This window comes from Paenibacillus sedimenti (assembly GCF_014534655.1).
Classification (GTDB): Bacteria; Bacillota; Bacilli; order Paenibacillales; family NBRC-103111; genus Paenibacillus_E; species Paenibacillus_E sedimenti.
The window spans coordinates 244,186-270,039 of the sequence record NZ_JACVVD010000002.1; the positions used below are offsets into that span (position 1 = coordinate 244,186).

The window sequence follows — 25,854 nt, forward strand, 5'->3', positions numbered from 1 at the left end:
GGATACTCCTTTCATTCAAACAGATATCCGCCCAATTTTTATAGAGATTCCATATTCTGCGCCGGTTGATTGGTGGCTTTCCCACCGGGATAGCAATTGATTCAATTCTTCACGAAATTGCTCCAGCTCAGAATCGGATAGCAGTAAGCTAGTGGAAAGATGCGAAGGACGTTCGCCTGGAATAAATTCAATTTCGGAACGAGCATCAGTCTTGAATGCCGTCCCTAGGGATTGATAATATTTCTCTACAACACCGCGCACAGTCTGGGTTTTAACGATTTCGAGGAACCCGCCGTCATGAAGCTTCTGAATATGGTAATGAATATTGCCCGGGGTTTGCTGAAGTTGAACAGCTGCTTGTTTGGCCGTTTTTGCTTCTTTGGCCAGTGCATGCAAAATCTTGATGCGCAGTGCGCTTTGGAGCAGCTTGCTTTGTTCGGGCGTGATCTTTGGAATGGATTCGGTTTGATTAGATTGGTTCTCCATGTCTAAGCCACCTATTTCATTAATGATCTAAATTACAGAATAATCTGGAATATAGATTAAAAATAATACAGAACAGACTGGAAGTCAATTACGACTTTGAAGCCGTCCAATATTCACAAAACATTAACGTAAGATTAATAAATCCCGAATAGTTGCCTTCTATACTTGGTGGAAGTTGATATGAAAATATTTCCAGAGTAAGGGGACAAGAAGCGATGAGTAAACGTAACACATGGTTAATTTCCATTCTGGTAGCTGGGATGATGCTGCCTGCGGGAGGATCGTATGCGGCAGATAGCGACTTTGCGCCGCTCCGTGAGCAATTGGAGAAGATCGGGGCCGAGGTCAGCTGGGATGAGGAGGACCGGACGGTGATGTATAAGCTTAAGAACGGCATTGCCGGAATCGTTACGATCGATGAAGTCAAGTATCGGTTGGCCGGCAAGGAGGGCAAACTCTCCACTCCAGTGAAGCTGTCGGATCAGAAAACATATGTGCCAAACACGCTCATGCAAAGCATTTTGGCCGAAAACGCCAAGTATCAGGATCCGAAGGATGCGATTCCGTCGGTGGCCGTGAAGGCGCAGGGCGAGACGGAGGCGGTGGACAGCGGTGATGATGCGGCGGATGACCCGGCGATATGGGTGGATTCCATGGATCCGGCGAAGAGCAAACTGATTGCGACTAACAAAGCGGGAGGCATCCTGGTATATGATCTGGATGGTAAACAGCTCCAGTCTTACAAGGTTGGCAAAATGAACAACATCGATCTCCGCTACGACTTCCCGCTTGGCGGTAAAAAGGCGGATATCGTTGCGGCGACGAACCGGACGACGAATACGATCGACGTTTTTTCCGTTTCAGGGGATACGGGAGAGCTCACAAATATCGTGGACAAGCCGATCAAATCCAGCATGGGCGAGGTGTACGGCTTCAGCTTATACCACAGTTTGAAGAGCGGCAAGTTTTACGCGCTTGTGCTCGGCAAGAAAGGCGAGTTCGAGCAGTATGAACTGAGCGATAACGGAAGCGGCAAGGTGACAGGCAAGCTGGTGCGTGAATTCCGTTTGGCTACTCAATCCGAGGGCATGGTTGCGGACGATGAGTACGGTCATATTTATATCGCTGAGGAAGATGCGGCGATATGGAAATACAACGCCGAGCCGGACGGCGGGAATGAGGCGATCGCTCAAGTCGATATTGCGGACGGCCGCCGCCTTCAGGACGATATCGAGGGCTTGACTCTGTACTACGGCAAAGACGGCAGCGGCTATATGATCGCGTCGAGTCAGGGAAGCAACAGTTATGCGGTATACAAACGAGAAGGCAATAACCCATATATCTCGAATTTCACCATCGCTGACGGCGATAATATCGACGGCACCTCTGAAACGGACGGTATCGACGTGCTCAGCTTCGGACTTGGCGCGAAATATCCGAACGGGATATTTGTCTCGCAGGACGATGCGAATTACGAGAACGGAAAGAAACTCAACCAGAATTTCAAGATTGTCGGTTGGGAGCAAATCGCCAAAGCGATTCAGCCGAATTTGGATATGCAAAACAGCGTAGATCCGCGGAAGCTGGTACAGCGTTCGGCGAAATAAAAGGATTACGGGCGAGAGGAACCGACGTTCCGATAATCCGCGCGCGATTAATTCTGATTATGGAAAAGGGGCTGTCCCTCAGGTCGTTACAGACCTTGTGGGGCAGCCCCTTTTCCGTTACCCACGTGAAAGAATAGCGATAACAACCAGTTGCAAAAGATGAAGATTTGATCCGGTTCGTGTACAATAGAGAAAGCTTGTTAAACAAGGAACGGATTAAGGGGGAGCACATGAAGAAAGAGGATCTCATAATGGTTGAAGAGCTGAACATGTTGCTCGCCGATCTTGGAGAGGAGATTCAGAATGACGGAACGGAAGAGCCTGTCAGCGCACAGCGCTTGATTTCTTTGCAGAAGGCCGTCATGCTTCTTTCCAAACAAGTGATGTCCCTTCAAGATGAGCTTCATGAACATTCTCAATCCCAGCATCGGCAGCAGGAACAGCTTTTCCGGCAGTTAAAGCTGGGGCTCGAAAGAAAGCTGGATCAGCAATGGGCAGCAATGATGGAGCAGCACTGGCGATCTGACAGCGGAACGGAGCAAAACCCGCAGATCGCAGGAGACGCTGAGGCGGCGCCGAAAGAAGAGCGGCTTGCACCGGAACCCGCTTCAGCCGAGGAGCCCGCACCAACCTACTCCAGGGTGAAGAGCTACAGAAAAATACGCAAAAGAAGAAAGTCTTTTATTGAGAAATTGTTTGAATGAAATAAAGCCGCTTCCTTGGTCGGTTGCCAGGGGGCGGCTTTGTTCTATTTGGGAGATCCCTACCTACAACAAACCTTCCTCATGCGCCTTCTTCGAGGCTTGGATGCGATCGCGGACGTCCATTTTGGAGTAGATGCTGGAAATGTAGTTTTTGACGGTGCCTTCGGACAGGTACAGCTTCTCGGCGATTTCCTTGTTGCTGAGCCCGTCGGCGATGCAGTGCAGCACCTGGACCTCTCGTTCGCTCAATCCATAGACATCCGTTCGCACAGCTTCTTCGGCTCCGGGCTTTGCTGCCGGCTCGCGATCGTTCGTCTCTTGCACGCCTCGTGCTTGTTGAACTAGCATTTTGGCGATGTCTTGCGGAATGAGCGTGCCGCCCTGGTGCACCCACTTGATGCCGGCGGCAAGGTCTTTGGGGTGAATCGCCTTGAGCAGGTAGCCTTCAGCGCCTGCACCGAGCGCATCGACAACGTAGTTGATCTCCTGGAAGGTGGTCAGAATGATCACATGAATATGCGGCCAAGCGGCCTTAATCTGCCGTGTAGCCTCGACGCCATCCATCACCGGCATATGAATGTCCATGAGGACAACGTCCGGTTGATGCTCTTCGCACTGCTTCAGCGCGACATGACCGTTCTCTGCAAGGCCTACCACGTTAATATCCGGGTCCATATCGAGCACAATGTGCAAACTTTCTCTAATTAAATCCTGATCATCGACCAGGAGCAGCTTTAGCGGATTTGCGCTCATATGTGAATCCTCCTACTTTATGTTTACTACATTGTACCATCAGGTAATGGAACGAGCTAGAACGAAGAAAAGCGCTTGGCGGGAATCGAGCAGGTGACAACGGTTCCTTGACCGGAAGCCGAGCTAACCTGCAGCGTACCTTGCAGCGCAGAGATTCGCTCCTGCATGGCGTTAATACCGAACCCGGCCTTCAGCTGCTCGGCGCCGATCCCGTCATCTTCGATGCGCAATCCGACCTCGTCTTTCCCGTAAGTCAATAAGATTTCCACGGTGTTAGCTCTACCGTGCCTTTTGGCATTGGTCAGCGACTCCTGCAGGCAGCGAATTAATGAGAGCTTGCTCTGCTTGGATATTTCGTACTCATCGCCATTTGTTTTGAAGCATATTTTAGTGCCGGTATGCAGGGCGAATTCATTGGCAAGCCGGGTTAGCTGCTGAGAGAGAAACATATCGTCTCCACCAGGCACCATCTGATGGATGCTTCGGCGCACTTCTTCCAGCCCATTGCGGGTCACATTCCGCAGCACGTCCAGCTTCTCTTTGGCTTTTTCGGGCGAGGCCTCGATCAGGTAGGATACGGCGTCCATTCCCATGATGACCGAAGTGAAGGTATGTCCGACCGTATCGTGCATTTCACGCGCCATGCGGTTCCGTTCCTCGAGCAGTGTAAGCTGTTCGATTTGATTGGCATACTGCTCCAGGGCATTGTTCTGCTCGTGGATTAATTGATATTGGCGTTGATTTTCAGCTAAAAGTTTTTCTGTTTTTTCATTCGAAGTGACCACACGCTGCAAGCTGAGCCCAATGGCGAATATCATGCAGGCATTTAAAATTTCACTGAAAAGTTCACCTGTTCCTATTCCTTGGTGCAGGATGAACAAGTAGGAGACAGGCATGGCTACGAGAAACACAGGCGCAACCCACCATGCATTTTTTCGATCAGTGAGGAATCCGATGGCCATTAAATGGCAATTAATAATAGAGTAGGCTTCTTGGCGCATCCAAGAAAGATAGATTTGCAACGGCGCATTCGTTATGAGGACGGCTAACGGGTATAGGGGCGCATTAACGTAATTGGGCCTCCAGAATAGTAAAGGAAAAGCATAAGAAAGGAGAAATGCAATAATCGTAAACAAGATTGAGATATTTTTAAACTCATTCATATGCAAAAGTATGTAAAGCAAACTAAGCAGCGTAAACCCGGTTAAAACGATAAATAGAGTCCATTCTACGCTATGCCAATCTCTTCTTTGGACCATCATGTAACCCCTTCAACTAACGTTCTTGTAAGATCATTGTACATAAAAACCGGCAAATTCCATAGTGAGATCAGTCATAGTCCGGATATGACTTCTCATGTGACTTCCTTATGACCCGCGCCAGCTGAGACTGTTCATGCGGGCGCGATACAATTTTAATATAAAGGAGTGTGTAGATATGACTCACGCAGATTCACAATCGCCGATTATACAGATTCAAAACATATCGAAACGAATCGGCTCCAAGACGATCATTGATCATTTAAGTTTTGATGTTCCGCGTGGCGAAGTGTTTGGCTTTCTCGGTCCGAACGGTGCGGGCAAAACAACGACCATCCGTATGATGGTCGGGCTGATGTCCATTACCGAAGGCGACATTCGGATCGGCGGTCAGTCGATTCGGACGCATTTTGAGCAGGCGATCCGGCATGTTGGCGCGATTGTTGAAAATCCGGAGATGTACAAGTTCCTGAGCGGATACCATAACCTTGTGCATTACGCCAGAATGATCCCTGGAATCAACGCGGAACGCATTCAAGAGGTCATTACACTGGTTGGTATGGAGAACCGTATCCATGATAAGGTCAAAACCTACTCGCTGGGCATGCGCCAACGGCTGGGGATTGCGCAGGCGATGCTGCATAAGCCGTCCGTCCTCATTTTGGACGAACCGACGAATGGGCTGGATCCCGCCGGGATTCGCGAGCTTCGCGACCATTTGCGGAAACTCACGCGGGAGGACGGCATCTCCGTTATCGTGTCCTCTCACCTCCTGTCCGAGATGGAGCTGATGTGCGACCGTGTAGCCATAATACAGAACGGCAAGCTGATTGATGTTCGGCAGATCAAAGAGTTCGTGCAGGCTGAAAGCCGCCAGAGGGTTGCTTTTGAAGTGGAGCCCATGGATCAGGCGACAGCACTGCTAGACGAATCGCGAACAGAGGTGAAAGCCGAAGTGGAAGGGCGCGAACTGATCATGAGCCTCGACAGAAAGCAGATCTCAGCGTGGAACAAAAGATTCGTAGAAGCAGGGGTTCACGTATATGGCATCCGCGCCGCGACGAAATCGCTGGAAGATCAATTTTTGGAAATGACGGGAAGTGATCAGATTGCTTAATCTGATCCAGAATGAAAATATGAAAGTTTATCGCAGGCTGCGTACGTGGATTCTAGGTGTGCTGTTGATCGTTATCGTCGTGATGGCGGCTACGCTCTCTCACGTAGGTTATGACGATAATGACGATTGGAAGACAGTTGCCGCGGAATCTATCGAGCACAATAAGAAAGAATTGGAAAATCCCGATTTGCCGGAGACATTTAAGATGAGCATGAGGGAAGAAATTGCTCTGCAGCAATACGCGCTGGATCATAATATGCCCCCTATTCAGAACACCCTATGGGGAGGCGTTCAAAGCGCAGCGGATCTCATTCAGATTGTGACACTGTTTACGGTCATTATTGCGGGAGATATGGTAGCAGGAGAATTCACATGGGGAACGATCAAGCTGCTGCTCATCCGTCCGGCGACCCGCGCGAAGATTCTTTTCTCCAAATATGCGGCGACGCTCCTGTTTGCTGCTGTGTTGTTGTTGGTTCTCTTTATATCCGCAATGATCGTGAATGGAATCCTGTATGGCTTCCAGAACATAAATCTTCCATACTTGAAAGTTAGTGCGGAAGGTTCGGTGCAGGAGAGAAGCATGCTGCTGCATGTCCTTGCAACGTATGGCTTCAAGCTCATCCAACTCATTATGGTCGTGAAGCTCGCATTTATGATATCGACGGTTTTTCGCAGCTCGTCGCTGGCGATCGGTCTTAGCATTTTCATCATGTTCGCCGGACAGATCATTACGATGCTGCTGATGCGATACAGTTGGGGGAAATACTTCTTGTTCGCGAATACGGATTTGACGCAGTATTTAGAGGGAAGCCCGATGGCAGAAGGGATGACGATGGGTTTCTCCATCTGCGTGCTGCTCTTCTACTTCTTGTTGTTTAATGTATTGTCTTGGGAAATATTCCGCAGACGCGATGTCGCGGCGTAGCTAAAAGGACTGCCTTTCCTTCATCGGAAGCGGCGGTTTTTTTGATTTTTTGGAGAGGCGCTGAAGGAATATTGTATCAGCAACGGCTTGGGTACGATGGGAAGAGAACCCGGAAGGTTCAGCCACTTCAATCGAACATGTCCATACTCCCCTCGCCTCCATACAACAAAGGACGCTGACCGTGCGACGTCAGCGTCTTTTGTTGTGTGGAGGTACCTCCCTTCTTAAAGGAATGGACCGTCATGAAAGGATCCGCTTTTTGAGCAGGGGAAAGAAGGGGATTTCTGTATATTAATTGTTACAAATTGTTTCGTTGATCTCAAGAAAATGATACAGTATGTATGTGGCTGACTTTCTAGCGTGACTGGCAGTTTTTCATCCTTTTTTGACAGGGGGACGGAATGTGGTTCGAGTGAACATAGGAAGTATGCATTTTTGGTGGATCGCGTTGGTTATCTTGATCATGGCTTGCTTTATTTCGACAACCGTTTATGCGGCTCCTGCAGCGGAAATTGCAACAGATAAACGTACATATAAGGCCGGGGATACGGTAGAAATTACCGTTAAACTCGATGGGTTCACTTCGGGAGCCCAGATCAACAGTGCGACATTAAGGCTAGCCTACGATTCTTCAACGTTCGAGCTGTTAACCAATCAAGTGAACAACGATGTGGTTGACGGGGGAATTCCGTCCGCAGCAAAGACCGACTCGGCTGTGCCGGGAACCATTACTTACCTTGTTGCTAGTCCAAGCATTAATTATCCGGTTGTTAACGATCAGGCTGTCTTTACTGTGAAGATGAAGGTGAAGTCGAACGCTGCTGTGGGAGATAAAACGTTTTTTCTAAAAGGAGACAATCAGGATCTATCTACCGATCTATTGGATTTGGACGATCATGTGTATCACCTTCCGTCTACAACCGCTACCGTGACAATAGCCTCCAGTTCCTCAGGGGGCGCTGTGGTCCCGTTCTTTCCCATAGTGCTGCCTGCAATTGAAATTCCCTCTGTCTTGATGCCAGATGTGGTACTGACGGGGGGGCTTCCTTTCGTTTCACTAAACGAAGCAGTAAAAGCACAACGAACAGACAGCGGTTATGAAGTGCAGTTGGATCCATCGATAGCTGCCGGTTTAATTAACGAAACCCAGGGAGATAACGGCAGGCTCTTATCTTTCGGAATCGATGTTCGCGGTGCCGCCTCTTTCGAAATCCCGTCCTCCGTAGCTAAACTTGCGGTCGAGAGGTTCGGGGAGGAAGGAGCCATTATGGCATTTACCCGAGCGGGTTCATTCACCGTCCCGCTATCCGTGATCAAGGTTAATGACGGCTTTGCCGAAGGCGCGGCCATCCATGTTTCCATACTGCCGCTAAGCCAAGAAAATTTGGCCAAAGTGAAAGAAGCGGCAGATCAAGACGAAGAATCACTGCTCCCGGCGGCGGGTGTTACCTATCATCTATCGATCTCCGCTGGAGGTCAAGAGCGAACTATCAACGACTTCGGCAATACGTTCACTGTACGCTCGATCGGCCTCGGGGAGATTAAGGCGAATCTTTCAACGGATTCCGTGTTCATGCTTTATGAGGGCCGGCTTCAGCCCGTGCCAACACAGCTTGTTACCGGAGCTGGCGGTGCGATGCAAGCAATCTTTCGCCGTACGGGCAACAGCACGTATGTGGTAGGGCATAAGAGTATTGATTATGGCGATCTCGCCGGACACTGGGCTCAAACGGCTATCAACAAACTCTCGGCCAAAGGGTATGTCAATGGGAAGTCGGCTTCCTCCTTTAAGCCTGACGATCCGGTAACTAGGGCGGAATTTGCTGCGCTGCTTATTCGCGGACTTGCGCTTTATGATAAACAGGCAGCAGGATTTTTTAGCGATGTCAAAGAGACCGACTGGTTCCGAAAGGACGTATTTATCGCAAATCGAGCAGGATTGGTCACCGGTTACAGCGGAAAATTTCATCCGCATGAACGGATCACTCGGCAAGAAATGGCGGTAATGGCGGCACGAGCGCTGCTTTATGCGAACCCAGGCAAAGAATCCGGATCTGCCGATATCGCTCGATTTGCCGATGCGGAAGAAATATCCGGTTGGGCTGAGGAGGCAATACGAATAACGGTTGCGAACGGGATCATGAACGGTCCGGGTCATGATCGGTTCGATCCACGCAGCACGTCAACGCGAGCCCAAGCGGCTTTAGTGTTACTAAAGCTGCTGCAGTCATTGGAATTCATAGATTAGAGGTGAAGGGGATGAGGCAGCCGGCTTGGCAGAAGATCTTCTAAGGAAGCTCTGACCGAAAAGCAACGGCTAACGATAAGATCGCAGCCGATTTCACAAGAGACGATTGGTGAACAACAAAGATTTCTTCTTATGGGACGGCGGTATTTCGCAAAAATAGAATTAGTAAATGGAGGGAAAATGTGGATGAGGCGAGTGAGCGTAAGAGCGAGGCGTTCCGGAATCATGTGTATCATGCTTATGTTGTTATGTTCATTGTTTCCATTCGGTTTAATCGCATCGGCGGAGCAGGGAAGGGATGCGTTAAACCAATCGACCGTAACGAAAGCGACATACACGGCGCTTGATGTTACGGCCCAAAGCCCAGGAGTTGAAGTCGGAGAGCTCTCAAATCAAACGGTTATAGATGAAGTTTATTCTAATTTACCCCTACTTCCTGTTATTGCAGGCGGGGCATACCATAGCATCGCGCTGGCAGACGACGGCACAGTATGGACATGGGGGGAAAACTCTTCAGGGCAGCTGGGTAATGGCACTTTAGATAATAGTAATAAACCAATACAGGTTAATGAACTAAATGAGATCATTGCGGTTTCCGGCGAGAAATCACATTCGTTAGCTCTAATGCAAAATGGTACGGTATGGGCTTGGGGATCTAACCTATATGGTGAACTGGGGGATGGTACGCGTACCGATAAATATACCCCAGTTCAAGTGGAAGACCTTAGCGATGTAATTGAAATTGCAGGCGGGGGGTACTATTCGATTGCCCTGAAGATCGATGGAACGGTCTGGACCTGGGGAAGGAATTATGGAGAAAGCCAGTCTGGGGCCGAAACAACGACAGTTCCTGTTCAAGTGCCCGGACTTGATAATGTAATTGCAATCGCAGCAGGAGACTATCATTCAATGGCTTTGAAAAATGACGGCACGGTATGGACATGGGGAGCTAACAATGAAGGTCGACTCGGGGACGGTACAATAAAGAATAAACAGAATCCTGTTCAAGTATCCGGTCTCGGTGATATGGCTGCAATTGCAGGCGGGGGTTATCACTCGATGGCCTTGAAAAAAGACGGCACAGTCTGGACATGGGGGAGCAATTCCTACGGTCAACTTGGCGATGATACATTCGAGGATAAGAAAATCCCCGTTCAAGTCGATCTTCATAACGCGATCGCGATCGCCGCCGGCTCTCAACATTCCGTAGCGTTGACAAAGGATGGCACAGTGTGGGCATGGGGGGATAATACCTACGATCAGCTTGGGGAAGGCGCGCCCTATTTACGGGATGACCAACCGGTGCAAGTAACCGGTCTTAACGATGTGACCGCGATCGCAAGCGGAGGATTTCATTCGATTGCGTTGAATACCGCCGGGACCATTATGGCGTGGGGAAACAACGAAGCCGGGCAGTTGGGAGATGGGACAACAACGAACCGCTCGATCCCTGTCCAAATATCCGATTTGATTACAACCGATGCAAGCAACGCGGATCTGAGCGGTTTAACCCTATCTCAAGGTTTGCTAAACCCAACTTTTGCAGCCGACAAAACTAGCTATTCGGCAGTTGTTGCAAATGAAGTGTCCGCTCTTACCGTTACGGCAACTGCGGCGGATTCAGAAGCAACCGTCACAGTTAACGAGGCCGCGGCATCAAGCGGCCAAGCCAGCAACCCCGTAAGTTTAAATGTAGGAGCTAATACGATCCAAGTTATTGTAACTGCACAGGATGACATAACGACCAAAATATATACAATAGAAGTTTCAAGAGCAGCGGGAGCTTCCTTACTTCCTAAATCTGTTATCGCGGGCGGCGTAGAGCATTCGATAGCGCTGAAGAAGGATGGTACTGTCTGGAGCTGGGGGGACAATGAATACAATCAGCTGGGGGACGGGACAACGATTGATAGACTGACCCCTGTCCAAGTAAGCGGCCTAACCGGGGTGGCTTCAGTTGCCGCAGGAAGATATCTTGCTATCGCCTTGAAAAACGACGGCACCTTGTGGTCTTGGGGGGCTAATGGCTTTGGTTCTCTTGGAAGCGGAGGAGCGGAGGATCGAAGTGTCCCCGGCGAAGTCGCAGGAATTAGCGGAGTTTCGGCAGTTGCAACCGGGGGATTTCATGCAATAGCCTTGAAAAACGACGGCAGTATATGGACGTGGGGTTTAAATGCCCGCGGGCAGCTGGGAGACGGGACTACGACAACTCGGTTCTCTCCTGTTCCAGTAGCAGGTCTGAACGGAGTGACCGCGATTGAAGGAGGATTCGAACATACCGTTGCTTTAAAAAGTGATGGAACTGTATGGGCGTGGGGGGCTAATCTCTCCGGACAACTCGGAAACGGGACAACCGCAAACAGTCTAACTCCCGTTCAAGTTCCAGGTCTTTCAGGGGTGATTGCCATTGCAAGCGGTGATTACCATTCCTTTGCCTTGAAAAGCGACGGCACGCTATGGGCGTGGGGAGGCAATGGGCGTGGACAGCTGGGAGACGGGACAACGATAGACAGGCGAAGCCCGGTTCAAGTGGGCGGCATTACCGGCGTGAAAGCGATTGCGGGCGGAAGCTTCCAAACTATAGCGCTTAAAAACGACGGCACGGTTTGGATGTGGGGTATGAATGATAAAGGGCAGCTCGGGGACGGCACGCTTACAGATCGATTAACCCCAGTACAAATACCGGGTCTTTCCGGAGTCACCACCATTGCAAGCGGAGAGAAACATTCGATCGCGGTGAAAAGTAACGGCACGATATGGACGTGGGGATGGAATGAAGCGGGTCAGCTTGGGGACGGCTCAACAATTGACCGGATAACTCCTGTTCAAGTACAAGGTTTAGGCGCTGCCGACGCAAACTTAGTAGGCATAACCCTCTCGCAAGGCACATTAAGCCCGGCTTTTGCATCAAGCATTACCAGCTATTCGGCTAGTGTTCCAAATTATGTGGACCGTCTTACGGTTACAACGGCTGCTGCCGATGTTACGGCTACCGTTCATATAAACGATGTGGCTGTAATAAATGGGCAACCGCAAACTCAAATTCGTTTAGGTGTTGGCGATAATATAATTCGTATTGTTGTGAACAGCCAGAATGGGGCTGCGACAAAAACCTATACCATTATTGTAAGTAGACGGGCTCTGAACGGGCTAATGATTGCAAGCGGAGGAAGCCATACGATCGCCACGAAAAGCGACGGGTCGGTTTGGACCTGGGGAAACAACAGCAGCGGTCAACTTGGGGATGGTACAAACACAAATAGAGATTTTCCTGTTAAGGTGTACGGCGTTGATGAAGTGAAGGCCATAGCAGGGGGATTGGGGCATACGGTTGTACTAAAGGGTGATGGAACGGTATGGACCTGGGGAGATAACAACCGTGGTGAATTAGGGGACAACACGAATACAAATCGAAATATTCCTGTTCAAGTAACGAATCTAACCGGCGTGAAAGCGATTGCGAGTGGCGGAGAACATACGCTGGCTTTGATGAACGACGGCGGAGTGAGAACATGGGGACTGAATGTCTACGGCCAGCTCGGGAACGGTATTTCGGGTACGGATTCAAACGGGCCGAGAATAAACAAAACTCCAACTTCAGTATGGAATAAAGACAGGGATAGCGCAGGTACACTGGTTCCTTTTAGCGAAGTGAGCGCGATCGCTGCCGGGGGAAACCACTCAATTGCTTTGAAAGGCGGTATGGCATGGACCTGGGGGCATAACGCTTATGGGCAATTGGGGGATGGTACTAATACATCGAAAGCATATCCTGTTCCAATTACAAGCTTAAATTGTTCGTATCCAATCGACGGTTGTTTTGCAGTAACCGCAATTGCAGGCGGGGCGAATCATACGATAGCTCTAAGATCCGACGGTACGGTATGGACGTGGGGGCGTAACGATAGCGGTCAATTGGGGAGCGGAAGCACAGACAAGAATTATCCTTCGATTGTTGCCGACCTCGACGGAGTTGTAGCGATCACAGGAGGATCGGGACATTCGGTAGCTTTAAAGAATGATGGGACAGTATTGACTTGGGGAAATAATAGTTCCGGCCAGTTAGGAGACGGTACATTGACAAGCAGAAATAGACCCGTTCAAGTTTCCGGACTTAGTGGAGTGGTTGCGATCGCAGGGGGGGCGCTTCATACGGTAGCCCTGAAAAACGACGGAACAATTTGGGCCTGGGGAACCAATGCTGCAAGCCAGTTAGGGAACCGTTCAACGGTAGAGTCTTCCGTGCCTGTCCAAGTACATGCATTCGGCTTTTCGCAGTTAACGGCAGATCTTTCTTCTTACAATCGAGGAGATGATGTAACCGTTCATTTCAGGCTAAAGGGTTTCACTAGCAGTGACAAGATCAACAGCGCCACCTTTAAGCTCGAATACGACACCGGCGCTTTTGAACTTGCTTCAGGGAATATACAAAACGACGTTGTTTCAGGTTATATTCCAGCCCATATTAAAACGGAATCCGTACCGGGAACAATAACGTATGTTGTTGCAGACTTAAGCCAGGATTATCCGATTGCAAATGATACAGTGTTGTTCTCCGTCCATTTTAAGGTAAAACCGAATGCCTCAATCGGTTCGAAAACATTCAGAGTTTATGGAACGAATGTCGACTTATCAACGGATATGCTGGATTCAAGCTTTAAAGTGTACAATGTATTGCCCACATCGTTGGAAATAGATATCGTCAGCGGGGCAAAGATCGATGCCTCGGTAAGTCTTTATCTTGGCGATCAAAATTCATCATTAAATAACTTGCTGCTCGGCAAGGTAAAACAGAACGAAATCAATAAAATTTTTGAAAACCTCACGGTTACCGTGAAATCATCGTCTTCTGACCCGGGGGTTACTTACAAGGGCAAAACTTACTGGATCCAGGACGCAAACGGGAATATTGCGGCCAAAGACGGCAACAATCGGGTGATCGGTAAATTAAACATTACCGCGTTGCCGCCTATCAGTAATGCTATTGTTGAAATTGGCGGGTCGGGATATTTGACGAAACGTGTGGAAAACGTGGACCTGGTGGCGGAGCAATATAACTCGCTTAACACAACAGCGGCCAGCCCAATGGAGTTAATACCCGGGGATATTGGCAGTATTGGGAGAACGAACGGAAATCTTATGATTCATTCTGATGGGATCATTAATAACGTCGATTTTTCCGCATGGTTAAAAATCTTTAAGGAGATTCAGAATGCGAATGGTGCTCAAGCCGATATTATGCTAGCGGATTTTACACGTGACGGCGTGGTCAATAACGAGGACTTCTCCTTATGGACTGCAGCTTATCGGAAAGTAATTTGATCCTTTTTGCACGATGGAGCGGTAAGATTAAAAGTCGCTGCAAACATATTTCAAAAATCATGAGGTAATAATGTGTTTTCGGCGAATTGTGGTTTTGCACAGACACGGTTCGCCTCCACCATGTAAATCCACAACCGCATGAGGTTGTGGATTTTGCTTTATTCAAAAGTGAAAATGATCTGAATAAACTTGAAGGCGGTAACACGGATTTTCATCTTTGCTACTCCCTTTTGTTTCCTGATTTTCTCCTTTAATGCAGCCTTTGTTCCATGTAGTTATGTTTATATGGGAGGAGGAAACAATTGGTAATTGTAGAATTCTTTGAAGAAAGAAACCACTTTTTCAGCATTAGCTTGGGTCATTTCGAAGAACAGGAACTCTCTACATCAGAAAATGAATTGTCACATAGACTTAGCTATCATATTGATGATACTTGTGATTTTTTACGTAATAAATATTCCCTTGACGAAAGGGAGGTTTGTTACACTCAGAATTAAAAAACGTAAGCGTCAATCCTGTACGACTAAGAAGTCGAAATTTTCGATGTTATAATCTTTATGACTTAAGCAGAGCTTGTCTTTCGATGAAAAATTTAAAGAAACGGACGAATATAAATGAGGAAAACTATGAATTCTTATAGGAATTCAAGGACCGCTATTTGGGGAAAGGGAACGGCATTATGATGGAAGAGACAGTTTCCGTGGCGCAAAGAAGAGCGGGTCGGGCGATCGTTATTGGGGGCAGTATTGCAGGATTGCTTGCAGCGAGAGTACTTGCTGATGTTTTTAAAGAAATCATCATAGTTGAGGTGGATGATCCCCCGGATGGTCTAAAACCTCGAAACAAGGTTCCGCAAGGTCATCATTCACACATATTTCTTGAACGTGGCCAGAAGATTCTGGAGTGCTTGTTTCCGGGCATTATTCAGGAACTGATACAGAACGGGAGTATCGTCACCGATTTTACCAATGATCTTGAATGGTTCCATTTCGGGGAATGGAAAAAGCGGTTCCCGAGTGGAATAAAAGTGGTACAGCAAACGCGACCATTCATTGAGCGGCATATTCGTCATCGGGTAGATTTTATTCCCAATGTAGCTTTTCAGTATCGTTCCCGTGTGACCAGTTTTATCCTTTCCGATGATCGGAAGCATGTTCAAGGTATCAAGATGCGGAACGAATCATCTCACCTGGAAGAAGTGATCATGGCAGATTTGGTCGTTGACGCCGGCGGGGCAGGTTCTCAAGCGTTGAAATGGTTAAATGTAGAAAAAGATATGGGCGAAGTTGTACATATTGATTTATTTTATGCTACCCGCTTTTACAAAACCGAATGGGTTGATCGTGGATGGACGAATCTGATGATATCGGCCCAGCTTCCCGAGCATCCCTATGCAGGGGTAGCCATCCCTTTTGAAATCAAAAAATTGGCGTTACTCTAGGAGGATACTTGACAGAACCTCCCCAGACCGAAGAGGACTTTGAACATATTGCAAAAATGCTGCCTCAACCGCATATCTATGACTTTATTCAAAGAGCGACCCCTATCAGTGAATTGAAAATTTACAGAATACCCTCCCAATCAAGGAAACGGAGAAATATTATCAACAAGCTCCCCAACCGGTTTATTATGATCGGGGATTCGTACTGCCGGTTCGACCCACTGTACGGCCAAGGTATGACGGTAGCTGCAATGGAGGCCGAATTATTGCGTAAGGAGCTTGGCCGTTTATCAACCGGAGAAACCATGGATACGGTAATAAAAAGCTATTGGATTAAGTTGCCCAAACTTACCAATGACCCTTGGGACATGGCTCTTATTGAAGCTTACAGACATCCTGGCATCACGGGAACAAGGCCAATCGGTATCGGTTTGAAACAATGGCTTACCCAAAAAATATATAAGGCATCGGCCCATGACAGTTCTGTTTATTTACGGTTAGCGCAAGTCATGAATCTGACCCGCCCCTCAAGTATATTTTTCCTACCTTCTTTGTTGCGGAAGCTGTTCCGATAGAAGTCATCCCGGATAGTCCATTGCAGCAACACTCTGGATGTTCCGGGATTCTCCGTTCAGGTAACTACGCAACCTCTCCATATAGTCTCAACATCACGCGGCGGCGGATTGCGGATTTGCCAAGCCACGGTTCACCTCCAAATGGTATATCCATAAAAACGGGTCAGATCCGAGGGGGAAGTATTTCCATATACTGGTTGACAATGTAAAATGCTGTGTAGTATACTCAGCCTTAGTTGTAATAATTACGATTAATTCAAAAAGGGGGCAAAGTAATGACCGAACAAAAACTGCTGAGAAGCTAGCCATGTCAATTATATGTTGAGAATGGAATTATAATATCAAATATGATTTGGAGGTCGACTATGGCACATCTTTTGATGATTGAAAGCTGGGTAGGAGCAAGCGGCAATCTGCTGCCTCCTTTGCTCCAATCGCTGGGGCACACCTATACCTTTGTTACTCGTAAACTTGAGCATTATCAGAGTGCGCTTAGTACGGAGAAGCATCCGGTGTTGCGGTATGCAGACTCCGTTCTGGTAACGGAAACGAATGATGTTCCAAGCCTGATTGAATTTTTGCGGCCTTGCCGCTTTGATGGAGTCATTACGGTCTGCGATTACTATATCGAGGCAGTGCGAGAGGTGGCCAAGGCCTTTAACCTTCCTTGTCCTTTCCCGGAGGAAGTAAGAACCGTACGGCATAAGCATCTCATGCGCCAGGCACTTGACCGAGCGGGTCTTGCCAATCCGAATTATCATCTCGCAAAGAGTTGGGCAGAGGTAGAAAAAGCCGCAGAGGAAATCGGTTATCCGCTAGTGATCAAGCCGGTAGATCTTGCCTCCAGTGCCTTTGTGAGCTTAATTCAGAATGTAAAGGAATTACAGCGCGCCTATCAAGCTTTGGAAGCTTTCCCGCTCAATTTCCGAGATCAGGAAAGAGACTGCACGTATCTCCTCGAGGCGTACATGAGAGGCGAGGAGGTTAGCGTCGAAAGCGTCTCCTATCAAGGCGAGACTACGATCTTAGGCGTAACGGATAAATCCGTTATGGGGACCCCCTATTTTATCGAAAATGGCCACATGTTCCCGGCACAGCTGAGCGATGAGACTCGTGCGGCGGTGACGCAGTTGGTAAGGGAAGCGCTACTGGCAGTAGGCTATGACCATGGTATTGCCCATACGGAAGTGAAGATCACGGCTGAGGGGCCGAGGATCGTCGAGATCAATCCTAGAACGGCCGGCAACTACATCGTAGAGCTGATCAAGCGGGTTACCGACATCGATTTGCTCGAAGCCTTCGTCGATCTCTCGTTAGGACGCAAGCCTGCCATAGCTGCCAAGGACTGCGGGATTGCCAGTGCGGCTGTGATGTTCCTCGTCCCTCCGCAAGGCGGCACTATTACTCGGATTCAGGGAATGGAATCGCTCGAGTCGGATGCGCATATCGCCCGTTATAAGATCGAGAACTGTGCGGGTAAATCGATTGCGGCTCCTATTGATAATGCCTGCTATCTGGGCCACGTCATCACGCAGGATCCGGTTGGCCTAAATGCAAGAACGTATGCGGAAGAGGCCCTGAGGCGCATTACCCTTACCTTTGATTCTAGCGAGGTATCCGTATGACACAAATGAAAGCAGCGGCCCCGCGCTCCGTGGCTGAATTGCGGGAAGCCATTCTGAAAGGCAAGCTCGGCCCTAAACCGGAAACCTTGACGGTAACGGGAGCATCCTATATTTATCAAACGACCCAATTCCCTTCCTCTACGACGAAGTACCACAACTACTACTTGCTGCTAAGAGTGGAAGCCTCCTTCGGTGCCTGTTCTCATACGCCGGACCAGCTGAATATGGAAGCCGCAGCACATTACTCCGGGCTCCCTCTCGATACCGTACTGCAAGACCCGAAACTCCCCATACAAATAGCGGCGATGGATGCTTATCTCGGCGCCGTCTTTCCTCATCATGATCATAGCACCAAGACGGTTGAAATCGGTGCGGGAACTCCCATTCAGAAAGCAAAGCAGCGAGATGCTCTTATTGCAGATATGGCCGATCTAAAGGCATCGCAGAAGGTGGCTTTAATCGGGGTCGTCAACCCTCTCGTTGAGGCCATCAAGCAGCGTGGCGGAACCTGTCTGCCTTGCGACCTGCAGCTGCAGGAAACCCAGTGGGGAGAAGCGGTTGAGAAGGATATGAACAAAGTTCTGGATCAGGCGGACAGTGTGATCTGTACAGGCATGACGTTAGGTAACGGGACGTTTGATCACATCTTGGCGAGAGTCCGGGAAAGACAGATTCCTTTAACGGTATATGCTCAAACGGGCAGTGCAATTGCAGCTCAATTCATCCATCAAGGTGTTACTGCGCTTGTGGCAGAGCCTTTCCCTTTCACCCAGTTTAGCAGTGCCGCTTCACAGCTCTATTGCTACACAAGCAGAAAGGAGTAAGAGGAATGCAGATGAAGATCAAGCTGGATACGGATAATTTCCTGCATACGAATCCTTCGCTCTACCTGGCCTTTAACGGGGAGCATGACCAAAGCATGGCGCTATTCATACATAAGCTTTTACAAGATTATCAGGTTGGGAAGAAAGTATTGGATATCGGCTCCGGTCCGGGGCGTGAGGTCGCCTATCTTACTAGTAAGGGGTATGAGGTTACCGGCCTGGATAATTCGGAGGAAATGCTTTCATGGGCTAAAGAACACTCCCCCGGTTTGCCATTCGTTTACGGAGATCAATCGGACTTTTCACTGAATCAGCAGTTTGATGGCCTTTATTGTGTAGGAAGCACCTTCTTGTACAACTTTTCCAATGAAGCTGTTCTCTCGAGCCTGCAGTGCTTCCGTAAACATCTGCACAAAGGGGGACTTCTCTATCTTGATATGCGCAATGCCGCCTTCTTCCTTACGAAGGAGGGACAGCGCTGGCTTACCGAAGAGCTGGTTGAACAGAGAACGGTTAACGAAGACACGGTTGTTTCTCTGAAGACGCGCTTTAGCATTGACTTGGCCAATCAAATCCTGGAGAGGGACTATTGCTGGACGATGGCAGGCTACAAACCCATCGTAGAGCATTTACGACATCGCCTCTTGTTCCCGCAGGAGCTGATTCACTATCTTTCTTCCTGTGGTTTCCGCCTTGTGCAGCTCTTTGATAAACCGTCGCCCCATGTTACGAAGTACGACATGCAAGGCCCTTTAACCTTTAGCAATGACATGGTAGGAACGCGCATGCAGGTGATTGCGCAAGCTATATAAACGAAAAGTGGGGGTTACGATGAAGAAGGTTCTATTCTCTACACTGATATTATTCGTAATTATTACTGCTATAGGCTGCAACAGTACGTCACCATCAAGTACGCAGACGGACAAAGCGGAAAGCAAGGACCTGGTGATTGTGGGCCAAGAAATTGCGGCCGGCTTGGATCCCGTGCAGCCGCTTACCTCCAGCTATTTAAGAACTATCGGTGCGGCAGAGGCGTTGTTTAAAGTCACCGCAGAGGGGAAGATCGAACCTTCTCTTGCCGAAAGTGTTAAAGAAGTTGATCCTACGACGTGGGAGATCAAATTAAGGTCAAATGCACGCTTCTGGAGCGGGAAGGCTATCGATGCCGGTGCGGTCATCGCCTCTTTAGAACGTTCAAAAGCAAAGGATGTCCAGGCTCAGCCCTTCCTGGCGAATCTGACCTTTACCAAGCTTGACGAATACACGGTAGAAGTGAAGACGAACGGGAATCATCTGCCGGTGCCGCTCCATCTTTCCTACTACCAGACCGTAATTCACAATACGGAAGCCAAGCACGATGCTGTCGCTACCATGGATCTTTCCGGAATGTATAAAGTGGTGGAGTTCACCCCCAAACAGAAGATGGTTTTGGAAAGAAACGAGAGCTATTGGGGGGAAAAGCCGGCCATCAAGAGAGTCGTGTACGAAGAAATTGCCGACGGACAAACGAGGGTGCTGTCCGTACTGAGCGGACGCAGCCATGTGGCGTTAAATATCCCTGTAACCAGCCTGGCACAATTTAAGGATCATAAAGAGGCAAGAATCTCTGCAGCCCCCGTTGCGAACACGCAAACCATTTATCTCAATTTGAGAAGACCGCAATTCGAGGATGTGAGAGTAAGGCAAGCACTATCTTGGGCGCTGGACCGCAAGGAGCTGGTAACTCTTGCTGTAGAAGGGCAGAGCGTCCCTATTACTACATGGTTAGGCTCTAATCCTGCCTTTGCCGAAGCAAAGAATGCCGTTTACACCAAGACCGATCAAGCCACAGCGAACCAGCTATTGGACGAAGCGGGATGGATGAAAGGTCCGGACGGCATCAGAACCAAGGATGGGAAGCCCTTAACCCTTCGCTTGATGACTTGGGGCGGCGATAAAGCATTAGGAGAAGCCTTGCAAAACCAATGGACGAAGCTTGGCGTGAAAGCAGAAGTACAGCATGGCGATTATAGCTTGATCCAAGCGGCTCGCGACAAAGGGGATTGGGATGCTTCCATCGAAGCATGGAGCACCTTCGGCGATACCTTCACCCTTTTATCAGGCCAGTTTTCCCCAAAAGGCAGCGCCAACTACGGCGGTTACCAAGATGAAGAAACGAATCGATTGCTTGCACAATTGAAGGAGGCATCGGATTCCAAAGAACGGAATCAGCTAGCTCTCAAAATCAATGAGAGGGTCGCACAGCAGGCCCCGATCATTGCTTTATTCCCGCGTCCCCAAATTACGGCTGTAAGCAAAACCCTTGCCGGCTTTGAAGAGCACTTCAGGCAATTTGAGAATGCAGTGAATGCAAGCATGTCATTCCGTTCTGCCGGCTCGAAGTAGGGGCAGGACCGATGTACAAGGTCATTTTTCGAAAAGGGTTGGAAGCCATCATTACTTTATTTTGTGCAACGCTGATTATTTTCCTTTTGACGCACTTAGCTCCAGGCGACCCTATTGCGCTGCTCTTAAAGCAACCGTCTGAGGTCGCCATGAGCAATGCACAGGCTTATGAGGAGAAAGCGGCAGAGCTGCGAGCGCAATGGGGCCTTGACCAGCCTATGATCGTGCAATACGGAACTTGGATCAGGCGCTTACTAAACTTTGACTTAGGAACCTCCATTCATACGGGAAGACCCGTAAGCTCGGAAATAGCGGCAAGGCTTCCTGCGACCATCGTACTTGCGATATCTGCCCTCTTCATCCAAGTAGTGTTGGGAGTGCTGTTTGGTACAGGTTCCGCACGAAAGGCAGGTATGCCTTATGATAGCGTCATTCGATTGCTCTGCGTAGCTCTGGCATCTACTCCTGCGTTTGTCATAGGCTTGGTTTTATTATCCCTGTTTGCCGTGACTTTGGGCGCTTATGAAATAAGCAGTGAGGCCAGCCTGACCAGGCTATGGCTTCCGGCTATCACGCTTGGCTTGATTGGAGCACCGCAATTCATACGGGTGGTAAGAGCGAATCTGCTTTCTGAGCTTGGCCAAATCTATGTGCTTTCCGCTCTTTCAAGAGGCCTGGGCAAAAAGCAGGCAGTCAAGCACGGAGTAAGAAATGCTTTGCTTCCTACGATAACCATGGTTGCTCTATCCCTTACGACACTGGTTAGCGGTGCAGTCGTCATCGAAAGCATTTTTTCATGGCCCGGCATCGGGAAGTATGCTCTCGACAGTATTCTGCTGAAAGATTATCCCGTCATCCAAGGCTATGCTTTGGTGATGGTGTCGTTAGTGGTGCTCATCCATTTACTGGTTGATGTCATGTATGTTCTCGTTGATCCCCGAATACGTAGCAAAGGAGAATCAGGAGTTGAAGAGGTGGCGTAACTCCAAATATCCGATCAGCTTTCTAGTCGGTATCATCATGCTTAGTCTCATTACTATTCTCGTCCTGGGGTCGCCCTTATTTACTCCTTATGATCCATTGGAGCAGAATGCGTCGGAACGTTTGGAGCAACCCAGCAGGGAACATCCTTTAGGTACGGATCGTTTTGGAAGAGATGTCCTTTCACGAACCCTTTACGGAGGCCAAACCACATTAGTATCGTCTATTCTCGCTCTTTGTACTGCACTTCTTATTGGACTGATGGCGGGATTGGTGGCCGGTATGTTCCACGGCTCTATCATCGATAGGATTCTGATGCGTCTCATTGATGTGCTGTTAGCCTTTCCTTTTATGGTGCTTGCCATGGTCATTGCAGCGTTATTCGGCACAAGCCTGTTCCATCTTCTCCTTGCTGTAGGAGCGGTATGGTGGGTATCCTTTGCCCGGTTAACCCGCAGTGTTGTTTTACAGGCGAAGAACGAAACCTCGTACGATGCTGCCATCGTTCTTGGGGCCAGCAGCAGGGTGATCATTCTTCGGGAATTGCTTCCCAAAGTAATCAGTCCCGTACTCATTCTCGCAACGTTTGAACTGGGCAGTTTAATTCTTTCCGTTTCAGCCCTTTCGTTCTTGGGTTTAGGTGCCCAGCCGCCGGCTCCGGAATGGGGCAGCATGCTGGCAGATGGACGGGATCACTTTCTGCAAGCGCCCCATATTCTGATAGGACCCACGCTCTTTATCATTCTTACGGTTCTAGCTTTTAATCTCATCGGTGAGGGGCTGCGAGACCGGCTTGATCCTTATGAAATAACAGGACTATAGGAGCGTAGCATATGCGGATAGAGGAAAGCGGTACGATTCTGCAGGTTAAGAATCTACAAGTGACGTATAAGCAAAGCGGGCATTTCATGAACATATTGAACAACCTCTCTTTTGACCTGAACAAAGGTGAAATCCTCGCTCTGCTAGGGGAAAGCGGATCGGGAAAATCGACGATTGCGAAGGCCATCACGGGGCTGCTACCCCCTTCTGCCCAGATCGTTGGCGGAACCCTGCGCATCGGCTCCACGCTTCCCGTAAATCTGGCCGGCACTAAGACGGATTGGGATGCTATCCGGGGCCGACAGCTCGCGATGCTCTTCCAGGATGCCCGGCAAGCACTGAATCCCGTGATGAAAATCAAAGAGCATTTTAAAGAGACGCTACTCTTCCATCGACTGGCTACTGCTGAACAGGTAGTGCCTTTAGCTGCCCAACTGCTAAGCAGGCTCAATTTCAAGGATGTGCAAAGCATCCTGGATTGCTATCCATTTGAGCTCAGCGGCGGGATGTGTCAACGGATCTGTCTTGCTCTCACGCTGTGTCTGAAGCCTAAAGTGCTGATTGCCGATGAGCCTACTTCCGCTTTAGACACAGTGAGCCAGAAGGAAGTGCTTGATTTGCTGAAAAGCTTGCAGGAGGAGCTTAGCTTATCGGTGCTTCTGATTACCCATGATATCGCCGTAGCGAATTCCATAAGCAATCGGGTGATCGTATTGCATAAGGGGGTCATTGAAGAAGAAGGTGATACCAAGGCCGTGTTCTCAAGACCTCAATCGGTATATACACGTGAGCTGCTCGCTTCCCGCTCTCGAATGGCTAAGCCATCGCGAGCTCGCGGGGGGCCGCAGCATAATGAGCCTCTGCTCGAAGTGATTGGGCTGGAGAAGATCTTTCATCAGAAGAAGCGCGTCTTGCATGATATCCATCTTCAGGTAAGCAAGGGGGACATCGTAGGGATTCTAGGTCAAAGCGGTTGCGGCAAATCCACCCTGGCCAGGTGTATTACGGGCTTGGAGACTCCCGGCAGCGGACGTATTCTGTATCGCGGTACGGATATTAGCCGTTTGCAAGGCAAGCACAGACGGGAGCTATGCCGACATATTCAAATCGTATTCCAGGATGCCAGAGCCAGTCTGAATCCTGGGCGTACTGCTTTGGAATTGGTACAAGAGCCGCTCCATTACTTGAAGATCGGACAGAAAAAAGAACGGGAAGCGATGGCCAGGTACTATCTGAATGAGGTGGGGATCAGCGCCGATGCACAGCATAGGAGGCCTCCTCAGTTAAGCTCGGGCCAATGTCAGCGCACTGCGATTGCCAGAGCGCTGGTGCTGGGGCCGGAGCTCCTGATTTGCGATGAAGCGGTATCCGCTTTGGATATGAAGGTGCAAGCCCAAATCGTACGATTGCTGCAGCGTCTGCATAAACAATTCGGATTTTCGATTCTGATGATCTCGCATGACATTCGAGTCCTTAAATCCTTTTGTCACCATATTGCGGTTATGGAGAATGGAACCATTTCTGAAATAAGGCCGGGAGCGCTGCTCCATGAAAGTAAACAGTCTTATACGCAATTACTGCTTAAATGCGCAGGCGATATGGAAGAAGGCCTTTAGTAGAGGAGAGGACTTATGATAACCAGTATTCTGGAGACCATCGGCAACACGCCGCTCATCACGATACCTAATAGCAACAGAGCGAATGAAGGTCAAGTGCTGTTTAAATATGAACGATTCAACCCGGGAGGAAGCATCAAGGATCGCGCTGCCATTCATATTATTAACGAAGCTGAACGCAGGGGGCTGCTAAAGCCGGGGGGTACGATCATTGAGTCTTCCAGCGGCAATTTCGGCATTTCCCTTGCCATGATCGGTGCGGCTAAAGGCTATCGCGTCATTATCCTGATAGATCCAAAAACGACCAGTGCGAATCTGGCACTCTTAAAGTGCTTCGGGGCGGAGGTCATTGTCGTCACAGAAAAGGATGACTGCGGCAGTTATCATAAAACCAGAATCTCGCTGGCCAACAAGCTTGCTATGGAGATCGATAACGCTTTTCGCCCTGATCAGTGCTTTAATCTGATGAACAGCGAAGCCCATTATCAAAGCACGGCTCGCGAAATCATGGGGGATTGCTCCAATAAGCTGAAAGTCTTCATAACTGCGGTTAGTACCGGCGGGCAACTAGGCGGTATATCCAGATATCTCAAGACGTTTGCGCCGGAGGTTCAAGTCATCGGAGTGGATGCCGTAGGCTCTTCCATATTCGGAGGCCATGCAGACTCGTATCGAATCCCCGGCATCGGGTTAGGTTGGACACCGGTGAATCTGAACATGGAATATGTGGATTGCGCTTATAAAATAACGGATGAGCAGGCCTTCGTCACAGCTCGGGCGTTTGCCCGAAATGAAGGCATCCTTATGGGACCCTCCAGCGGAGCTTGTGCACTGGTAGCCCTCAAGGTGGCCCAAGAACTTACACCGCAGGATCGCATTGTCTGCATGATTTCGGATGGAGGGGAGCGCTATATCCAAACCTTATTCAATGATGAATGGATGCAGCAGCAAGGCTTTGCAACCAATGCGGATTTTGAAACCATACGTACGATGGCGCGGCAGCTGCAGCCTTGGAGTATGTGCCCTGCGAGCAGTGCAAATTACAGATCAGACTTAACTCAAAGCTTGGAGGTTCCGGATTCTACGCTGCGTATGAACTTGGAGGTAGAAGGCCGGAGGTATACCCGTCAAGTCAGCTCCATGTATATCGATTAATTCTTA

General features: G+C 49.1%; 19 protein-coding genes. 16 read left to right on the forward strand and 3 right to left on the reverse strand.

Annotation, left to right across the window (positions count from 1 at the left end; translation table 11 throughout):
* Positions 1-15 precede the first annotated feature (15 nt).
* Positions 16-486, reverse strand: a complete 471-nt coding sequence (locus ICC18_RS05735) for a winged helix-turn-helix domain-containing protein (protein ID WP_188173423.1) — start codon at positions 484-486, stop codon at positions 16-18.
* Between the two features lie 215 nt (positions 487-701).
* Between ICC18_RS05735 and ICC18_RS05740 the strand changes: the two genes are divergently transcribed.
* Together ICC18_RS05740 and ICC18_RS05745 are read left to right on the forward strand one after the other, a co-directional pair.
* The gene (locus ICC18_RS05740; protein WP_223192358.1) at positions 702-2,093 is read left to right on the forward strand and encodes a phytase; all 1,392 of its coding nucleotides are present in this window, start codon (positions 702-704) and stop codon (positions 2,091-2,093) included.
* Positions 2,094-2,323: 230 nt separating this feature from the next.
* On the forward strand, positions 2,324-2,797 hold the full coding sequence (locus tag ICC18_RS05745) for a hypothetical protein (RefSeq protein ID WP_188173424.1): 474 nt from the start codon (positions 2,324-2,326) through the stop codon (positions 2,795-2,797).
* Between the two features lie 63 nt (positions 2,798-2,860).
* Here the strand turns inward: ICC18_RS05745 and ICC18_RS05750 are convergent, their stop codons facing one another.
* Together ICC18_RS05750 and ICC18_RS05755 are read right to left on the reverse strand one after the other, a co-directional pair.
* On the reverse strand, positions 2,861-3,550 hold the full coding sequence (locus ICC18_RS05750) for a response regulator (RefSeq protein WP_188173425.1): 690 nt from the start codon (positions 3,548-3,550) through the stop codon (positions 2,861-2,863).
* A gap of 56 nt (positions 3,551-3,606) precedes the next feature.
* Positions 3,607-4,812: a sensor histidine kinase gene (locus ICC18_RS05755; RefSeq protein WP_188173426.1), complete on the reverse strand. Its 1,206-nt coding sequence runs from the start codon at positions 4,810-4,812 to the stop codon at positions 3,607-3,609.
* A 175-nt stretch (positions 4,813-4,987) separates the two neighbouring features.
* Between ICC18_RS05755 and ICC18_RS05760 the strand changes: the two genes are divergently transcribed.
* The 14 genes from ICC18_RS05760 to ICC18_RS05820 all read left to right on the forward strand — a co-directional run bounded on the left by ICC18_RS05760 (position 4,988) and on the right by ICC18_RS05820 (position 25,848).
* Positions 4,988-5,926, forward strand: a complete 939-nt coding sequence (locus tag ICC18_RS05760; protein ID WP_188173427.1) for an ABC transporter ATP-binding protein — start codon at positions 4,988-4,990, stop codon at positions 5,924-5,926.
* Positions 5,910-6,854 carry a DUF2705 family protein gene (locus ICC18_RS05765; protein WP_188173428.1) on the forward strand — a complete coding sequence of 315 codons (945 nt, stop codon included), beginning with the start codon at positions 5,910-5,912 and terminating at the stop codon, positions 6,852-6,854. Before ICC18_RS05760 ends, ICC18_RS05765 begins: the two co-directional genes overlap by 17 nt.
* Before the next feature lie 403 nt (positions 6,855-7,257).
* Entirely contained in the window at positions 7,258-9,102 is a 1,845-nt protein-coding gene (locus ICC18_RS05770; RefSeq protein ID WP_188173429.1) for an S-layer homology domain-containing protein, read from the forward strand.
* A 186-nt stretch (positions 9,103-9,288) separates the two neighbouring features.
* Complete coding sequence (locus ICC18_RS05775) at positions 9,289-14,424, forward strand: RCC1 domain-containing protein (protein WP_188173430.1); 5,136 nt, start codon at positions 9,289-9,291, stop codon at positions 14,422-14,424.
* 679 nt (positions 14,425-15,103) lie between these two features.
* The gene (locus ICC18_RS33585; RefSeq protein WP_223192359.1) at positions 15,104-15,865 is read left to right on the forward strand and encodes an FAD-dependent oxidoreductase; all 762 of its coding nucleotides are present in this window, start codon (positions 15,104-15,106) and stop codon (positions 15,863-15,865) included.
* Positions 15,866-15,873: 8 nt separating this feature from the next.
* The gene (locus tag ICC18_RS33590; protein WP_223192360.1) at positions 15,874-16,440 is read left to right on the forward strand and encodes a Rossmann-fold NAD(P)-binding domain-containing protein; all 567 of its coding nucleotides are present in this window, start codon (positions 15,874-15,876) and stop codon (positions 16,438-16,440) included.
* Between the two features lie 365 nt (positions 16,441-16,805).
* Entirely contained in the window at positions 16,806-18,065 is a 1,260-nt protein-coding gene (locus ICC18_RS05785) for an ATP-grasp domain-containing protein (protein ID WP_188173431.1), read from the forward strand.
* Entirely contained in the window at positions 18,062-18,889 is an 828-nt protein-coding gene (locus tag ICC18_RS05790; protein ID WP_188173432.1) for a Rossmann-like domain-containing protein, read from the forward strand. Before ICC18_RS05785 ends, ICC18_RS05790 begins: the two co-directional genes overlap by 4 nt.
* A gap of 5 nt (positions 18,890-18,894) precedes the next feature.
* Positions 18,895-19,701, forward strand: a complete 807-nt coding sequence (locus tag ICC18_RS05795; protein WP_188173433.1) for a class I SAM-dependent methyltransferase — start codon at positions 18,895-18,897, stop codon at positions 19,699-19,701.
* A 19-nt stretch (positions 19,702-19,720) separates the two neighbouring features.
* Positions 19,721-21,274 carry an ABC transporter substrate-binding protein gene (locus tag ICC18_RS05800; protein ID WP_188173434.1) on the forward strand — a complete coding sequence of 518 codons (1,554 nt, stop codon included), beginning with the start codon at positions 19,721-19,723 and terminating at the stop codon, positions 21,272-21,274.
* Positions 21,275-21,285: 11 nt separating this feature from the next.
* Positions 21,286-22,257, forward strand: coding sequence for an ABC transporter permease (locus tag ICC18_RS05805; protein ID WP_188173435.1), 972 nt, complete (start codon positions 21,286-21,288; stop codon positions 22,255-22,257).
* The gene (locus ICC18_RS05810; protein WP_223192361.1) at positions 22,241-23,077 is read left to right on the forward strand and encodes an ABC transporter permease; all 837 of its coding nucleotides are present in this window, start codon (positions 22,241-22,243) and stop codon (positions 23,075-23,077) included. Before ICC18_RS05805 ends, ICC18_RS05810 begins: the two co-directional genes overlap by 17 nt.
* 11 nt (positions 23,078-23,088) lie before the next feature.
* Complete coding sequence (locus ICC18_RS05815) at positions 23,089-24,693, forward strand: ABC transporter ATP-binding protein (RefSeq protein WP_188173437.1); 1,605 nt, start codon at positions 23,089-23,091, stop codon at positions 24,691-24,693.
* Positions 24,694-24,708: 15 nt separating this feature from the next.
* Positions 24,709-25,848: a cysteine synthase family protein gene (locus ICC18_RS05820; RefSeq protein ID WP_188173438.1), complete on the forward strand. Its 1,140-nt coding sequence runs from the start codon at positions 24,709-24,711 to the stop codon at positions 25,846-25,848.
* Positions 25,849-25,854: the final 6 nt, after the last annotated feature.

Bases quoted from the DNA above. Each gene is read 5' to 3' on its own strand.
- ICC18_RS05735 (WP_188173423.1), bottom strand. From the start codon at position 486: ATGGAGAACCAATCTAATCAAACCGAATCCATTCCAAAGATCACGCCC.
- ICC18_RS05740 (WP_223192358.1), top strand. From the start codon at position 702: ATGAGTAAACGTAACACATGGTTAATTTCCATTCTGGTAGCTGGGATG.
- ICC18_RS05745 (WP_188173424.1), top strand. From the start codon at position 2,324: ATGAAGAAAGAGGATCTCATAATGGTTGAAGAGCTGAACATGTTGCTC.
- ICC18_RS05750 (WP_188173425.1), bottom strand. From the start codon at position 3,550: ATGAGCGCAAATCCGCTAAAGCTGCTCCTGGTCGATGATCAGGATTTA.
- ICC18_RS05755 (WP_188173426.1), bottom strand. From the start codon at position 4,812: ATGATGGTCCAAAGAAGAGATTGGCATAGCGTAGAATGGACTCTATTT.
- ICC18_RS05760 (WP_188173427.1), top strand. From the start codon at position 4,988: ATGACTCACGCAGATTCACAATCGCCGATTATACAGATTCAAAACATA.
- ICC18_RS05775 (WP_188173430.1), top strand. From the start codon at position 9,289: ATGAGGCGAGTGAGCGTAAGAGCGAGGCGTTCCGGAATCATGTGTATC.
- ICC18_RS33585 (WP_223192359.1), top strand. From the start codon at position 15,104: ATGATGGAAGAGACAGTTTCCGTGGCGCAAAGAAGAGCGGGTCGGGCG.
- ICC18_RS05785 (WP_188173431.1), top strand. From the start codon at position 16,806: ATGGCACATCTTTTGATGATTGAAAGCTGGGTAGGAGCAAGCGGCAAT.
- ICC18_RS05790 (WP_188173432.1), top strand. From the start codon at position 18,062: ATGACACAAATGAAAGCAGCGGCCCCGCGCTCCGTGGCTGAATTGCGG.
- ICC18_RS05795 (WP_188173433.1), top strand. From the start codon at position 18,895: ATGCAGATGAAGATCAAGCTGGATACGGATAATTTCCTGCATACGAAT.
- ICC18_RS05800 (WP_188173434.1), top strand. From the start codon at position 19,721: ATGAAGAAGGTTCTATTCTCTACACTGATATTATTCGTAATTATTACT.
- ICC18_RS05805 (WP_188173435.1), top strand. From the start codon at position 21,286: ATGTACAAGGTCATTTTTCGAAAAGGGTTGGAAGCCATCATTACTTTA.
- ICC18_RS05815 (WP_188173437.1), top strand. From the start codon at position 23,089: ATGCGGATAGAGGAAAGCGGTACGATTCTGCAGGTTAAGAATCTACAA.
- ICC18_RS05820 (WP_188173438.1), top strand. From the start codon at position 24,709: ATGATAACCAGTATTCTGGAGACCATCGGCAACACGCCGCTCATCACG.